General features: G+C 39.6%; 12 protein-coding genes, 1 pseudogene and 1 riboswitch. Of the genes and pseudogenes, 3 read left to right on the top strand and 10 right to left on the bottom strand.

Annotation, left to right across the window (positions count from 1 at the left end):
- Positions 1 to 72 precede the first annotated feature (72 nt).
- Positions 73 to 1,628, top strand: a pseudogene (locus MST17_RS07750) (ATP-dependent endonuclease); the annotation flags it as partial.
- Positions 1,629 to 1,700: 72 nt separating this feature from the next.
- Here MST17_RS07750 and uca read toward each other — a convergent pair.
- The 4 genes from uca to MST17_RS07730 form a co-directional block, all read right to left on the bottom strand.
- Positions 1,701 to 5,306 carry an urea carboxylase gene (uca, locus tag MST17_RS07745; protein ID WP_180027132.1) on the bottom strand — a complete coding sequence of 1,202 codons (3,606 nt, stop codon included), beginning with the start codon at positions 5,304 to 5,306 and terminating at the stop codon, positions 1,701 to 1,703.
- A gap of 4 nt (positions 5,307 to 5,310) precedes the next feature.
- The gene (locus MST17_RS07740) at positions 5,311 to 5,961 is read right to left on the bottom strand and encodes an urea amidolyase associated protein UAAP2 (protein ID WP_180027131.1); all 651 of its coding nucleotides are present in this window, start codon (positions 5,959 to 5,961) and stop codon (positions 5,311 to 5,313) included.
- Between the two features lie 17 nt (positions 5,962 to 5,978).
- Positions 5,979 to 6,719 (bottom strand): urea amidolyase associated protein UAAP1, encoded by a 741-nt coding sequence (locus MST17_RS07735; protein ID WP_180027130.1) that lies wholly within the window; start codon positions 6,717 to 6,719, stop codon positions 5,979 to 5,981.
- 29 nt (positions 6,720 to 6,748) lie between these two features.
- A riboswitch (guanidine-I (ykkC/yxkD leader) is annotated at positions 6,749 to 6,860 on the bottom strand.
- Between the two features lie 197 nt (positions 6,861 to 7,057).
- Positions 7,058 to 7,951, bottom strand: coding sequence for a LysR substrate-binding domain-containing protein (locus tag MST17_RS07730; RefSeq protein WP_078190935.1), 894 nt, complete (start codon positions 7,949 to 7,951; stop codon positions 7,058 to 7,060).
- A 190-nt stretch (positions 7,952 to 8,141) separates the two neighbouring features.
- Between MST17_RS07730 and MST17_RS07725 the strand changes: the two genes are divergently transcribed.
- Positions 8,142 to 8,843, top strand: a complete 702-nt coding sequence (locus MST17_RS07725; protein WP_180008858.1) for an HAD family phosphatase — start codon at positions 8,142 to 8,144, stop codon at positions 8,841 to 8,843.
- 91 nt (positions 8,844 to 8,934) lie between these two features.
- Here MST17_RS07725 and MST17_RS07720 read toward each other — a convergent pair whose 3' ends face one another.
- From MST17_RS07720 to MST17_RS07705, 4 genes are all read right to left on the bottom strand, one after another.
- Positions 8,935 to 9,252 carry a hypothetical protein gene (locus MST17_RS07720; RefSeq protein WP_180027129.1) on the bottom strand — a complete coding sequence of 106 codons (318 nt, stop codon included), beginning with the start codon at positions 9,250 to 9,252 and terminating at the stop codon, positions 8,935 to 8,937.
- Between the two features lie 224 nt (positions 9,253 to 9,476).
- A complete protein-coding gene (locus MST17_RS07715; protein ID WP_180008859.1) occupies positions 9,477 to 10,976 on the bottom strand; it encodes a succinate CoA transferase in 1,500 nt (499 codons plus the stop codon).
- A gap of 133 nt (positions 10,977 to 11,109) precedes the next feature.
- Entirely contained in the window at positions 11,110 to 12,279 is a 1,170-nt protein-coding gene (locus tag MST17_RS07710; protein WP_180008861.1) for a thiolase family protein, read from the bottom strand.
- A gap of 101 nt (positions 12,280 to 12,380) precedes the next feature.
- Positions 12,381 to 14,159 (bottom strand): acyl-CoA dehydrogenase C-terminal domain-containing protein, encoded by a 1,779-nt coding sequence (locus tag MST17_RS07705; RefSeq protein ID WP_180027128.1) that lies wholly within the window; start codon positions 14,157 to 14,159, stop codon positions 12,381 to 12,383.
- Positions 14,160 to 14,765: 606 nt separating this feature from the next.
- Between MST17_RS07705 and MST17_RS07700 the strand changes: the two genes are divergently transcribed.
- Positions 14,766 to 15,371 (top strand): TetR/AcrR family transcriptional regulator, encoded by a 606-nt coding sequence (locus MST17_RS07700; RefSeq protein WP_078190941.1) that lies wholly within the window; start codon positions 14,766 to 14,768, stop codon positions 15,369 to 15,371.
- 66 nt (positions 15,372 to 15,437) lie between these two features.
- On the opposite strand, the gene MST17_RS07695 is transcribed toward MST17_RS07700, so the two are convergent.
- The gene (locus MST17_RS07695) at positions 15,438 to 15,632 is read right to left on the bottom strand and encodes a heavy-metal-associated domain-containing protein (RefSeq protein WP_180003680.1); all 195 of its coding nucleotides are present in this window, start codon (positions 15,630 to 15,632) and stop codon (positions 15,438 to 15,440) included.
- Positions 15,633 to 15,699: 67 nt separating this feature from the next.
- Positions 15,700 to 16,119 (bottom strand): Cu(I)-responsive transcriptional regulator, encoded by a 420-nt coding sequence (cueR, locus tag MST17_RS07690; protein WP_180027127.1) that lies wholly within the window; start codon positions 16,117 to 16,119, stop codon positions 15,700 to 15,702.

The following is a 16,119-nucleotide window of genomic DNA, read 5'->3' as shown; positions in this document are numbered from 1 at the left end:
ACACATTTTATAAATACCGTAGAGCAAATTAAGCCATCAAATATAGGCTCTGCTAATTCTAATTTTTCAAATTCACTCAATTACTTATCAAGATTTGGTCAACTATCTAGTCTTTACACAAATAATAATAAATCACAAGCTGAAACTACTTTTAGTCAAGAAATTGAGCAAAACTTAAACCCTATATTTACTAATCCTAAATTTTATATCCCTATCTTACGTGGTATGCGCCCTGTAACCGATTTAGACGAAAAATATCCTTATATAGAGCGTGCACAAAAAGACTATTTCAAGAATCAGAATAAATTTAATCATGAAAATATAATTACAGGAGAACGCCTATATCATGAATTAAAAGTTCATTTATTAGGTAAACCGCAACAGCGCGAGCTAATAAAACAATATGAAGAAAAGTTAAGTCAGTATTTTTTTGATAATGAAACCGTCACTCTAATTCCATATATTGGTAAAGATGATAATGGTCATGACAACGATGTTGTACATATTAAAATTGGTGAGGATGATCAGTTTCCAATTCATAAATTAGGTGATGGCTTGCAACAAGCCATAATCTTAACTTATGAAGCTTATATAAAAAGTAAAGACAAAGAAGGAAATACAGAAATACATGCATTTTTTATAGAAGAGCCTGAATTGCACATGCATGCAGGTATGGTTCGTCAATTGATGAACTTTTATCTCAATGAAACACCACATTATTATTTTTTTACTACTCACTCAAATCACTTACTTGATATGGCAGATGAATCAGATCAAGTCATGATTCAAAAATTTGTAAAACAACCTAAAAAAGAAGATCGCAGGAAATTTGATTTCAAAATTTATCGCTGTGACCGGGATCGTGACTTACTTGCTTCATTAGGTGTGCGTCCGTCTTCTGTCTATTTGGCAAACTGTACGATTTGGGTGGAAGGCATTACAGATCGGCTTTATATCACCAAATATATGGAAAAATATTTGGATGAATTAAAAGTATCAGATCAGGAAGTTTATAAAAAATACCGTAGATTTATGCCGAACTATCACTATACATTCGTGGAATATGCTGGCAGTAATTTAGTACATTGGTCTTTTAGCGATGATTATACTGACCAATTAGAAGATAAGGGATTGAGCGCTAAAGCTGTTGCAAGTGAAATGTTACTCATTGCTGATGGTGATATTCAAAGTAAGGCTGATCGTGTTCAAGTCTTAAAAAGTGAATTAAAGAAAGGCAATTATCTGATTTTAGAGTGTAAAGAAACAGAGAATACTCTACCTAAGGATTCCATTATTAGAGTCGCGATCAAAGATTCAAGCGTATGAAATCTAAAACTAAAGATAGCTATGATATTTCTTTAACCAACAATATAACGAGTGAAAATTACTTTGATCACAAAGAATATGGTATTGGTAAACTCCTAGATATTAAATTAAAAAAACCTTCATCAAAAACCACACAATCTTTGTTTGCCGATGGTCAAGGTGTCGGTACTATTAAATACAAATTAGATTTTTGCCGTGAAATTATTAAAGATTTTGATGAAAACTCTGGTTGGAAACTGACACCAAAAGCGAAAGCATTGTGTGAGCGGATTTATAAACATATCGAAAAATGTAATTCTTAAATTCCCCCTAACCCCTCTTTAATAAAGAGGGGAAATTCCCTCCTTTTTCAAAGGAGGGTTAGGGAGGATTTTTTATGCCACTGGCGACAACGTAAACAACACCTGCCCCGTTTTCACCGTCTGCCCTTTTTCAATGGTAATTTCAGAAACCTTCATACGTTCAGGTGCAATAATTGGAATCTCAATCTTCATCGCTTCAATCACAGCAAGCGTTGCACCTTCTTCCACAATATCGCCTGATGCACATTCGATTTTCCAAATACTGCCCGGCATGTGCGATTCCACTGCACAGCCACCTTCTGGAATTTGAATATCGCTGTCTTCTACTACAGCATCCAAACTTTCAGAAACATATTCTGCAAGCCCAGCTTCATGCCAACGACGACGTTCTTCATCAAAATTGGCTTGTTGGATGGATTTAAATGCTGAGATTGATTCTGCATTTTCAGTCAAGAAGTCATTGTATTCTTTTAGGTTGAGTACACCTTCTTCTACACGCAGTTTTAAACGACCTGCTTTGAAGTCCTCACGCATTTGCATAAGTTCAGTTTCAGACACTTCATAAAACTTAATTTGGTCAAAGAAGCGTAATAACCACGGCATACCTTGCTCAAAGTCAGGGTTTTTACGATAACGAGACCACATTTGCGTAGTACGACCCACGAACTGATAGCCTCCCGGACCTTCCATACCATAGACACACATATATGCACCGCCAATACCGACAGCATTTTCAGGCGTCCATGTCCGTGCAGGGTTATATTTGGTGGTCACTAAACGTTGACGCGGATCTAATGGTGTTGCCACAGGTGCACCTAAATACACATCGCCCAAACCCATGACCAAATAACTCGCGTCATAAACCACATCTTTGACCGCTTGTTTGTCTTTTAAACCATTAATACGACGGATAAACTCAATATTGTCAGGACACCATGGCGCATCTGGACGTACGGTTTGCATATAACGCTCTGTCGCTAGCTGGGTTTGTGTATCCTCCCAAGCAAGTGGTAAATACACAGTCCGTGACGGTACTTGCATTTGGGTCACATCAGGCAGTTCAGCTTCAGCGATTTGTAGCAAACGCAATAAATCCAATTGATCAAGCTTGATCGAATCAAAATGGATTTGTAACGAACGAATGCCCGGTGTGAGATCAATAATCCCTGTGATATTTTGCTTTTCAACCCATTGCATGAGTGCATGAATACGGAAACGTAAGTTCAGATCTAAAACCAACTCACCATATTCCACCAACATGTAGTTGTTGCCAGCAGGACGATACACCACATCCGGCAAGCCATTCTGACCTTTTAAAGTGTCAAGCACCGCATTTTTTAAGGTGGAAAGTTCAGGATAGAACGATTCGTCAAAAGCTACAGCCTGCGTATCAGATGCTTCTAATTGTGCATGATATTTTTCATTTAAAAGTTTCGCTTGATGATAACTCACAGGTATAAATCTGACTTTGTCTCCTGCTTTCAATTGACCAAGTTTCCAAAGCTCAGAATTAATCACCACGGCAGGACAAACAAAGCCTCCTAAACTTGGACCATCTGGACCCAAGATAATCGGCATATCACCCGTAAAGTCGATAGCACCAATGGCATAAGCATTGTCATGAATATTCGATGGATGCAAACCGGCTTCACCACCATCCTCACGTGCCCATTCAGGTTTTGGACCAATCAAACGAATACCTGTACGGCTTGAGTTAAAGTGAATCTCAAAAGTATTGGCAAAGAAGGTATCAATGTCTTTTTTAGTAAAGAAGTCTGGTGCACCATGCGGGCCGTACATCACCGCAATTTCCCATTCATGACTAAACGTTGGCACTTGTTCAGGCGCAAGTGCTGTCACTTGTTCAGATGTAAATGCAGTGATTGGCAACATATCGCCAATCAATAAATTACGACCAGCATGACCGCCAAACTGACCTAAGGTAAAGGTCGCTTGTGAACCTAAATATTCAGGTACATTCAAACCGCCTTTAATGCCGATATAGGTACGGCAACCTGTGGCGATTTTTCCACATCTTAAAATCTGACCTTTACGCACATTCACGGTTTGCCACATTGGTACAGACATACCATCAAGCGTTGATGGCATATCACCACCCGCCAATACAATTTGGCTATCACAGTGGAATTTTAAACTTGGGCCTTGCAAAGTGCATTCAAGCCCTGCCGTGTTATATGCATTGCCTAACAATTGATTCGCAACATTAAGTGACAGCGGATCAATCGCACCTGATGGTGGCACACCCACATCCCAATAGCCCAAACGCCCTGTGACATCTTGCACAGAAGTTTGAATGCCTGATTGAAACACTTCAATTTTTTGGGTTTTCCACTCAAATGTATTTAAGAATCGTGTGGTTTGCGTACCGGCTTTAAATACATCGCAGTCAACAATATTTTGCAGATATTCAAGGTTGGTTTCGATGCCTGCAACCGAAGTTTTGGCGAGTGTTTCGGTCATGGCTTGAATTGCAGAGTCACGATCATCAGCAGTTACAATGATTTTCGCAATCATCGGGTCATAAAATGATGAGACATTTGAACCGGTTTCTACCCAAGTTTCATTGCGTGCCTGCGGATCAAAATCGACATAGGTCAACAGCCCTGCACTCGGTTGGAAGTTTTTAATTGGGTCTTCTGCATATAAACGTACTTGAATTGAATGACCTTTCGATTCAAGTTGTGCTGTTGGTGCAATCCAATCCCCACTACCGAGAGTCACCATCCATTCCACAAGGTCTACACCAAACACTTGCTCTGTCACACCATGTTCAACTTGCAGGCGGGTATTCACTTCTAAGAAATAGAATTCCTGTGTGTCGGTATCCATCACAAACTCAACTGTACCTGTCGAACGGTAACTCACCGACTTCATCAATCCAATCGCGACAGATTGAATATAGGCACGTTGCTCATCATTGATATGTGGTGCTGGGGTTTCTTCCACGACTTTTTGGTTACGACGTTGTACCGAACAATCACGCTCGCCAAGTGCCAAGACTAAGCCATTACCATCACCAAAAATCTGCACTTCGATATGACGGGCATTCTGTACGAATTTTTCTAAATATAAACCTGCGTCTTTAAAGTTGGCTTGGGCAAGATATGACACTGTAGAATAAGCATCTTTCAGCTCTTCTTCACTCCACACCAAACGCATACCAATACCGCCACCGCCCGCGGTACTTTTCAGCATCACAGGATAACCAATACGATTGGCTTCAAGCAGTGCTTCAGCTTCATCTGCCAAAAGCTGACTGCCCGGAAGAAGTGGTACATTGGCTTGAATCGCGAGTTGACGCGCGGTATGTTTTAAGCCAAAGGATTTCATTTGCGCCGAATTTGGCCCTAAAAATACAATGCCTTGCGCTTCACACAGATCACAAAATTCTGCATTTTCAGACAAGAAGCCATAGCCGGGATGAATCGCTTCTGCACCTGTTTGCTTTGCAACTTCTAAAATTTTATCGACATTTAAATAGCTTTGGCTGGCAGGACTATCACCAATAAATACCGCTTCATCAGCTAAGGTCACATGCAAAGAATCACGATCTGCTTCTGAATACACTGCAACGGACTGAATGCCTAATTTTTTCAGTGTACGGATCACACGGCAAGCGATTGCACCACGGTTGGCAATGAGGACTTTATTGAACATGGTATTACTCCTCGCCTTCACGAATGATCAATTGAATTTTTGTTGGGTTATAGGCATTACATGGGTTATTCAGTTGAGGGCAATTGGAAATGAGGACGATTAAATCCATTTCCGCTTTCACTTCGACATATTTACCTGGTGCAGAAATACCATCATCAAACTTTAAATGACCCTCGCTTGTCACAGGAACATTCATAAAGAAATTAATATTTGGGCCGATATGGCGCACGTTTAAGCCATGTTTTTTTGCAATCGGATGTTGTGACAACGCAATCATGAAATTATTACGGCAACTGTGCATTGGAAATTTGTCATGCGCATAGCGAACGGTGTTGCTTTCACATGAACAAGCACCGCCTAAAGTGTCATGACGGCCACAGTTATCATCATGAATCGTGGCAATTTTGTTGCCAAAGTTGGTATAAAGTTCTGAACCTTTTTCTAAATAAATCTGTTGGTTAATGGCTAAGGTATCCGTAGCGCTATAGCGTTCTTCAGGGTTTTGGCTCGAGATAAACAAGGTATCCACCGCTTGATTGCCTTCGAGGTCAACGATACGGAAATACTGCCCTTTTTTGACTTCACACATCCACGCTTCGCCAGCAGGACATACCTGATCTAATACTGTTTTTTCTAATGTATGAAATACAGACATTTTAATTCTCCCCAAAATTAAAGTGCGCTAAGTGCGTAGTAACGATTGTTGTTTTGGAACGCACGCTGATTTTGCGGGCAAGAATCACGGCAAACATCTGTATCGCCAAGTGCTAAAGCTTTAAACAATGAAAGTTGAATATCTGCAGGTGCATACACTGTGCTGTTATCTAAAGCGTGAGGTGCGGATGATAAGAACACCAAGCAATCCATTTCAAAGCGCAGTTCAATGACTTGATTTGTATTGTCCGATGCAACATAGCTTAAGTTGCCGTTGTCATCCGGTTGAACTTTAGAGAATAAATTTAAGGTGCTGCTGAGATCTGTTGCGGATAAACCAAACTTGGTCATTTCAAGCAATAAGCTATCTTTGCCGTTACGGTACTTATCATTACGGGCATCTTGGAAAGTTTTTGAACCAAATCGTTGTTCGATTTGTTGGGCAGTACTTGGTGCACAAAAAGCATCATTCCAAGCATGGTCATCTTTCACAATCGAGATCATGGCACGGCCTAAATCCGACGCCAAAATATGCCCTGTACTTAAATATGCCGTGTGTTGCCCCTTGAGACTATCTGGCATGTTGTAGCGTTCAAGCTTATCTTCACTATTTACACAGTACAGCGCCACATTGGCATTTTGCCCAAGTGATTTAAGCTGTAATACTGCCCCACGCTGTATACGCGCTGACCAGTGGTGTCCACCCGGTAAAAGTTCAGTCCATAGTGCTTTATCATCATGATAATGTGTTGTGCTCATTGCAGCCTCTGCCTAATTCTTAACTATTTACCTCCCGGGCTTTTATCCCTCCGTGTAGCTTGAGCTTGCAACTTAAGCCGTGAACTCTCGGTCGCAGACCTACATGAAACTTCATGTATCGGAACCCTAGATCACTTTATGATGTATGTAGAAATGCAAAGGCTGTGCCAATTTAGTATTACCAATTTATATAAAAGTAATACTGCTATTTATTAGACTTTTTTATAGTATTGAGCTATAGCATGACCAAATCGGGTGCAGCCCATGCACAAAATTGCTGCAAAAATTGCAAAAAAAAAGCCCAAAATCATTTTTGGGCTTTATGTAATGCATAAAAATTATTTTACCAATATCTCATGGAACATATGACGTAGCCATTGATGGCTGGTTTTATGATGGCAAGACATATGCCAATATTGCTTCACGCCATAGGTTGGAAATGCAATCGGTGCGTCAAATATTTTTAAGTTGCCGCGCGAAAGCAATACTTCACTCAAGTAATACGGCACAGTAGCAATCGCATCAGTGTCTTGCACGACTAAGCCTACACCTAAATAACTAGGTAAACGCATCAAAATATCACGTTTTAAATCAAGGTTAAGCAGCTCATTTTCAATATGGTAGTGCCCCATCCCTGCATCAATATCAATGTGCGACTCTGATAAATATTGCTCAGTTGTAATGGTGTCACCCGTTAATCGTGGATGGTCCTTGGCTGCAATCACCACATAATATTGCTCAAACAGTTTTTGCTGATAAAAGCCGCTTTCCAAATGCGGTAAAAACCCCAGTGCTAAATCAATTTCACCATTCGCCATCTGATAACTGGTTTCAGTGGTAATCGGGCGTACATTCAGACGTATTTGTGGCGCGTGTTTTTTTAGATATTGGCTGATTTTAGGCAATAAAACCAAATGCGAAACATCGGTCATGGCCAAAGTAAATTGTTGATCTGAAATAGCTTGATCAAAATTAATCGTAAAATTATTAATGGCTTCAACTTTACTCAAGGCTTCGCTGACTAAAGGAAATAATTGACGCGATAACTCCGTAGGCACCATTTCATTGCCGATACGTAAAAATAAGGGGTCGTTATAATGCTGTCGTATTTTATTTAAAATATTACTGACTGTAGGCTGACTCATTTGCAAGTGTTCAGCAGCTTGCGACACATTTTTGTACTTATAAACATGAAAAAAAATGCTAAGAAGTTTACAGTCCAATTCAAACACGAAAGATTTAGTCCCTAATTAAATATTGCAAGTTATGCTGTGCATCATCTGCTGAATTATACAAAAAGCCAATAACGAAATATTACTTTTATTGCAGATGAAACGCCAGTTTAGCCTGCTCAGTTGAGTTCAGCTTTTCAACACTCCAATCAGTCCGCATAATAGACATAGCTCGAATTTGGATATCAACATGCTTCAAGGAAAAAAACTGGTTTGTTTTGATTTAGATGGCACACTTATCGATTCTGTTGGCGTGTGGAATCAGGTCGATGCAGATTTGATTCAACAGTTAACTGGACAAACCATCCAATTGGATTTCATTCAACGTGAACGTGACATTCAGCTGCAATTATTTAAAAACACCGCAGACCCTTACTTAATGTACTGTAACTATCTAAAAGATACTTATAAAATTGAACAACACACGGCTGATCAAATCAAACAGCAACGATATGCCATTTCACAGCATTTTTTAGAACATATCATCTTGCTTAAACCACATGCAGCGTTATTTGTTCAACAGCTCATTCAGCAAGGTATTCAGGTGGCAATTACCACCACGACCAGCTTGCAAAATATTTATCGATATCAAAAAAATATCAACATTTATCCAAAGCTGCATTTTGAAAATACTTTTGATCTGATCCTGACCCGTGAAAGTGTCAAAAATATTAAGCCGCATCCTGAAGTCTATTTACAGGCGATTGAACATTTTGCAGTAAAACCTGAAGAATGTTTAATTTTTGAAGATTCGCTCATTGGTGTAGAAGCCGCAAATGCCGCAGGCATTGAAGTCGTTGCCGTGTATGACGCATATTCAGAGCACGAAATTGAGCAAATCAAAAATAAAGCGGATTACTTTATCCATGATTTCTCTTCTGTCTTAAACTAATGACTAGTAATCAATCATTCGCTTTAGAGTTAAAAAAAGCAGCCCAATTTAGAGGCTGCTTTTGATATTTTTGCATCAATAGATAATTGATCTATTTTACTTTTTTATAAATTGATCCAGATCCGACTAAATTTCCAGTTTTTTCGTCAATTGCAAATTCAACAGCACCTGTCCCAGAGTTTAAAGCGAGTAAACCAGATTCAGCGACAGATGCAGGTACAGGATTTTTCTTTTCAGATTTACCACTTTGTTTATCTTTTAAAGTATTGGTAATGAAATAGTTTTCACCATTTTTACTAATAATCAACGCATTTTCAAGTTGCGGATCTACTGCGGTATTTTGCCATGTTCCAGCATAATCAGGCACTGGACTTTGTTTACATGCAGTGAGGAGAACTGCGAACAACATCGCAAAAAAAAAATTGAATCTTTTTCAAAATACTGACCTTCTTTGTCAATGAATTTTGCATTATAGAAAGCCTTGAACAGAACTTAAGACCGTTCGTGTTGTGCAAAAGTTTCAAACCAAGTGCTGCTGTTTTTCTTTTGTCATGTTTTGAAACATTTGTAGTCTTTCATAAAAAATAAGCCCACTTGATCATGGGCTTATTTAAAAATTTTCAATCTTTAGATTTATACGATTTGACGCATTGAACCAGTTTCTTCAAAAGTGGCATGCCAAGATAAAGCCTCTTTTAAAATATGCGGCGTTTGACCACCACGCTCACATGCGCGTTCAAAGTAGCTCAACAATGCTGCGCGATAATCTGGATGCGCACAGATTTCAATGACTTTACGTGCACGCTCACGTGGTGAAAGACCACGTAAATCTGCCAAGCCCTGCTCTGTAACCACGATATCAACGTCATGGTCAGTATGGTCGGTATGACTCACCATTGGGACTACAGATGAAATCGCACCGCCTTTTGCAATCGACTTGGTTACGAAAATGGCAATGTGCGCATGACGAGTAAAGTCTCCAGAACCACCAATACCATTCATCATTTTGGTACCCGTCACATGGGTCGAATTTACGTTTCCGTAAATATCAAACTCAAGCGCCGTATTAATCGCGATAATGCCTAAACGTCGAATGATTTCAGGGTTATTGGATAGCTCTTGTGGACGTAACACAATTTTGTCTTTGTACTGATCAAAATTGTTCATCACGCGCTGTGCGCAAGGCTCAGACAACGTCATTGAACAGCCTGAAGCAAATTTCATTTTTCCAGAATCAATTAGCTGGAAAGTACAGTCTTGTAGTACTTCTGAATACATTTCCAAATCATGAAAATTCGAATGCTCAAAACCGGCAAATACAGCGTTGGCAATCGAACCCACACCTGACTGTAGCGGGCCTAAATTTTCAGGCAAACGCCCTGCTGCGACTTCACCTTCAAAGAAATCAATCAGATGCTGAGCAATCGCTAGGGTTTCAGCATCAGGTTCATCCATTTTAAACTGGGTATCTGGCAGATCATTCAACACAATAGCTGAAATCTTATCGGGGCTGACATTGATCCCAATCGTACCGATACGTTCACCGACCTGAGTCAGTGGAATTGGCCCACGGTTTGGTCGCGCTTTCGGCACATAAATATCATGTACACCTTCTAGCACTGGGTTAATCGTATTATCAATTTCAATAATCACATGATCTGCCATTTCAATGAAATTGGCTGAGTTACCACATGAACCTGTCGGAATAATTTGACCATCTTCGGTAATTGCAGTCGCTGCAATAACGGCCACATTAATGCGCGGTAAATTATGATGACGAATATTGTCAGCCATTTCAGACAAGTGTTGGTCAATATACATAACCTCGCCAGCGTTAATGGCTTTACGTAAACCAGGATCTGCCTGATACGGATAACGACGTTCTATCGCATGCGCCGCATTGAGGCGACCATCGATACTATTTCCTAAACTAGCACCCGTTGCCAACGTGATACGAAGAGGATGTGAAACTGCATGATCTGCAAGTGCCAATGGAACCGTCTTTGCCTCACCTGCACCACCAAAACCACTTAAACCAACCACTGAACCATCTTGAATTAACTCAATCGCTTTTTCAGCAGACATCACTTTGTCGCGAAGGGAGAGTAAGCGAATGCGATCTAAACCATTCATAATTAAATCTCAAAAAATAAATATCTCAAAATAAACATCTTTTTTCGCCATCCCAGCGAACTGAGATAGCGTTTGTTATTGCTTATCTAAAAACGTACTTATCTAAAAGCTTACTTATATAAATTGAGGCAAATTAAATCAGTTCAACCGCAATTGCAGTTGCTTCACCGCCACCAATACACAGTGCTGCGACACCTTTTTTACCGCCAGTGCGTTTTAAGGCATGAATCAGCGTCACAATAATACGTGAACCTGATGAACCTAGTGGGTGACCAAGTGAGCAAGCACCACCATGAATGTTCACTTTTGCTTCATCTAAGTTAAATCCATCAATCGCCAGCATTGTAACCATAGCAAATGCTTCATTGACTTCCCACAGGTCAACCTCTTGTGCATCCCAACCCGCTTGTGCAAGCACTTTCTCAATAGCACCGACTGGAGCAATCGTGAACTCTGACGGATGCTGTGAATTTGTGGCATAAGCAACGACTTTTGCTAGTGGTTTTAAACCACGTGCTTGAGCCGTTTCTTCTGATGTAACCACCAAAGCAGATGCACCGTCAGAAATTGAGCTGGCATTGGCAGCTGTGATCGTGCCGTCTTTTTTGAATGCAGGACGCAGTGTTGGGATTTTTTCAGGCTTAGCACTTAATGGCTGTTCATCTGTGTCAACAACGACGTCACCTTTACGGCTTTTAACAGTAACTGGCACGATTTCATTTTTGAAGAAACCGCCTTGAATCGCGGCAACGGCTTTATTGAGTGAGTTGATGGCAAAAGCATCTTGCTGTTCACGGGTATAGCCTTTTTTATCTGCCATATCTTGTGCCAGAATACCCATCGATAAACCTGTCTCAGCATCTTCTAAGCCTTCTTGGAACATGTGATCTGTGGTTTTACCATGACCCATACGATAGCCTGAACGCGCTTTTTCAAGTAAATATGGCGCATTTGACATCGACTCCATACCACCAGCAACCACAATATTAGCAGAACCGGCTTTAATCGCATCAGCTGCTTGCATCACCGCCTTCATGCCTGAACCACAAATTTTATTAATCGTGGTGGCACCCGTTGTATCTGGTAAGCCTGCTTGACGCATCGCTTGGCGTGCAGGACCTTGTTTAAGACCAGCCGGTAATACACAGCCAAAAATAACTTCGTCAATATCTGTAGGTTCTAAACCTGCACGTGCAACAACAGCCTGAATCGCTGCAGCACCTAAGTCTGGGGCTGTACAAGATGAAAGTGAACCCTGAAAACCACCCATCGCTGTACGTACGCCATCTACAATTACAATCATTTCTTATTTCATCCTGTTTTAAATCTTTTAACCCCAAGGAACCATGACTGGTTCCTCAGATTTTCCATCTTAATGTTTTTCACAGTGGTTTCGATGAAACCTTAAGATTGAGCGGTGAAGTATTCTTCAGATAGCTGCATGATAAGTTCAGAACCTGCTTTAATGCGTTGAGCACGGGCAGCAAGGTCAGGTAGAACTTTCTCAACATAGAAATCTGCGAGTACCAGTTTGTTTTGGAAGAAGCTCTCTGGTTTTGCAGCAGCAGCTTTGCTAATACGCGCAAACATATACACAAAGCTGAGTAAACCAACAGCGTGCAGGTAATCGACTGCCACCGAACTGCTAAAGTCTGGGGTGGTCTTAGATTGTTCAATAATGAATTGCGTTAATGCTTCAACTTCGTCAGAAACTTGCAATGCTGCAGATTTAACTTTTGAATCAGCCATGGTTGCAGCAAAGTCACGAATTTCAGCAATGTAATCGGCAATAAATGCACCATTACATTTCGTAGTTTTGCGTCCAATTAAATCAATCGCTTGTACGCCATTTGTGCCTTCGTAAATCTGTGAAATACGTAAGTCACGAATGCATTGCTCCATACCCCATTCACGGATATAGCCATGACCACCAAAGCACATTTGCGCTTCTAAAGTAGCTTGTAGGGCTGTATCTGTTAGGTAGGCTTTTGCAATAGGTGTCAATAAAGCCACGCGGTCATTGGCTTTTTTCACAGCAGCTTCATCAGTTGAATATTTTGTAATATCCAGTTGCTGACCAACATACACAGCAAATGCACGAGATGCTTCGTTGTTGGCGCGTACATTCAACAACATACGACGTACATCACCATGTACCAAAATAGAGTCTGCTGGTTTTTCAGGAGATTTCACACCTGTCGCAGAACGACCTTGTAGACGATCAGTCGCATACTGTGCAGCATTTTGGTAAGCAAATTCTGCAGCACCAATCCCTTGGATACCCATCGATAAACGTTCATAGTTCATCATGACAAACATCGCCGAAAGACCTTCGTTTTCTTTACCAACGATATAACCTTTGGCGCCATCAAAGTTCATGACACACGTTGCAGAACCTTTAATACCCATCTTGTGTTCAATTGAACCCGCTGAAACAGCATTGCGTTCACCGACTGAGCCATCGGCATTGACATGGAATTTTGGAACGATAAACAATGAAATACCACGTGAACCCGCAGGTGCATTTGGCGTTTTTGCTAACACAAGATGGATGATGTTTTCACACAGATCATGTTCACCACTGGTGATGAAAATTTTCGTGCCTGTAATGTTAAATGAACCATCTTCATTCGGCTCTGCTTTGGTTTTAATGATCCCCAAATCAGTCCCTGAATGTGGTTCAGTTAAACACATAGTGCCTGACCATTCACCCGTATAAAATTTTGGAAGATAGGTTTCTTTTTGCTCTTGCGAAGCACGGTCATTAATCGCCATACCTGCACCCACAGTCAGTAGTGGATACAACATAAATGATGGATTGGTACTCCAAATCATTTCGTCAGCAAGTACCGTCAACATTTTCGGCATGTTTTGGCCGCCCCATTCTTCAGAAGCGCCTAAACCCACCCAGCCACCTTCGGCGAATTGTTTAAAAGCGTCTTTAAACCCTGTAGGCGTAGTAACAATACCATTACTAAACTGCGCACCACCTTCTTCATCGGCTGTACGGTTCAAGTCTAGAATAACGTTTTTAGAAAACTTAGCCATTTCTTCTAAAATAGCATTTGCAGTCGCCATATCAATATGAGCTAAGTTTTCATTTGACTGCCAGAACTCATCTGCATTGAATACATCATTTAAGATGAAGTCCATGTCCTTTAACGGCGCATTGTATATTGGCATTGTACTTTCCTTTTCTACAGGCTTTGTCAGCGTCTTTGACAAAGTACTTTTTTAAAGTTGCACGCTCCCGCACAAAATCATCAAATCAATTTTGTGTGGATTTTTTTAAAGATCTGTTTTTTCAGATAGATATCTAAAAAGAATATAGATAATGTGTTTTTACCGACAAGTGAAAAATAACCACCTGATATTTTGAGCAGCATTATTTTATTACACTTAAATAAATTTATTGAGTTGACTAAATTTATAATTGGTAATTGATTAAAACCAAACATAATAGTACCCATAATCATGTTTAATTTAGGTTGTATTAATAACATAACAACCAAGACCGTTTTGTTAAATGCTGCTTTTGTTGTAAAAGCGAAAAGACAATAAATTAAAAAAAATAAAAATGGAATTTTATTTCAAAAAAATGACCTCAAGGGTTCAGTTTTATTGACATTAATTTTATGCTATGAATTCTATATGCTTTACGCACTCTACTAATGTGTTTATTTTTAAACCAATTTATGTAATATTTGAGACCATAGTGGAATGTAAGATTCACAAGATTTAGCTTAAGCTAGGCTTGTTCACCCTCAAGCTGTTTATGGAACAGGTATCATGAGTTCAGTACGCCAACAAAATTTTATCCTTCGCAAGGAAAAAATTTTAGCCATGGCAGAAACCCTGCTATTAGATAATAATCAAGACATCACCTTAAGTGAGTTAGCTTGTGAACTAGATATTGCCAAAGGCACGATTTATAAACATTTTAAAAGTAAAAACCAATTATATTTAGAACTGATTATCTTAAATGAAAAACGATTATTAGAAATTTCAAAAAAATATAATCATGATATTAAAACTTATGTTTCACAATATATGCTTTATAATATGTTGAATTCTAATAGAACCATATTATTACATGTCATTGAAGAGCGTCTAACCAATAATGAACGTAAATTAAAAGAGTTATTTGAAGAGCTCTATCGTGTTCGTGAAGAACGTATTATTGAAATTAAGGACATGACCAGTGATTATTTAAAATCACTTGAAAGCGCAATGTCGATACGTGATTATTTATCCTATATTTGGACAGTCACTTATGGTGCATCCCTACTCCTCAATTCAACGCATTATCAAAAATCAATCGGTTCACGTGAACGCTTAATCAAGCTATATATTAATCAGGCGCTAATGACGCCAGATAAAATTTCAGCCGTATAAAATTGATTTATAAATAAAAAAGCCGAACAGTTGTTCGGCTTTTTTATTTATTGCACAATATCTAAGTTATGCAATCACAGGTGGGAAACCATCTTCGGTTAAAGCGCTAATCAATTGCTCTGCACTAGCACTAGATTCAACCTCAACTAATTTTGTTGCTACATCAATAGTGACCGTTGCATTTTCGTCTAAGTCTTTAATGGTTGCTGTCACGCTACGTGCGCAACCACCACATGTCATATTATCAATACGAAATTTCATGCTGTTCATCCTTATTTTCTAATATTCAATACTATAAACCTTGACATGATTGTAAGGTCAAGCGAGTTTAATTCTTCGATGTATGACAACACTCAGCCATGCCTGCTTCGATTTGATTTAAAATCGTACAGTCGGCTTGATCATTACCAGCACAGCCATCGACAGATTGTTGCAAGATCTCAACCATAGCCTGTAAGTCTGCGATTTTTTGATTTAAGGTCTGGATATGTTTTAACGCCAATGCCTTAACTTCTACACTTTGCCGACTTTGATTTTTCCAAAGCCCAAGTAAATCTTTCATTTGTTCAGAAGAAAAACCTAAATCACGAGCATGTCTTAAGAAACTCAAGGTTTTAATATCGGTTTCCGAGTAAATTCGATAGCCTGCATCGGTGCGCTGTGCATTATTTAACAGCCCAATCGATTCATAATAACGGATCATTTTTGCAGAAATGCCCGAAGCTTTTGCTGCTTGTCCAATATTCAT

It is taken from the genome of Acinetobacter sp. YH16056_T (assembly GCF_024605895.1).
Taxonomy (GTDB): Bacteria; Pseudomonadota; Gammaproteobacteria; order Pseudomonadales; family Moraxellaceae; genus Acinetobacter; species Acinetobacter amyesii.
Note: the sequence above shows the minus strand (reverse complement) of the source record. Positions and strands in the feature narration are given on the sequence as shown.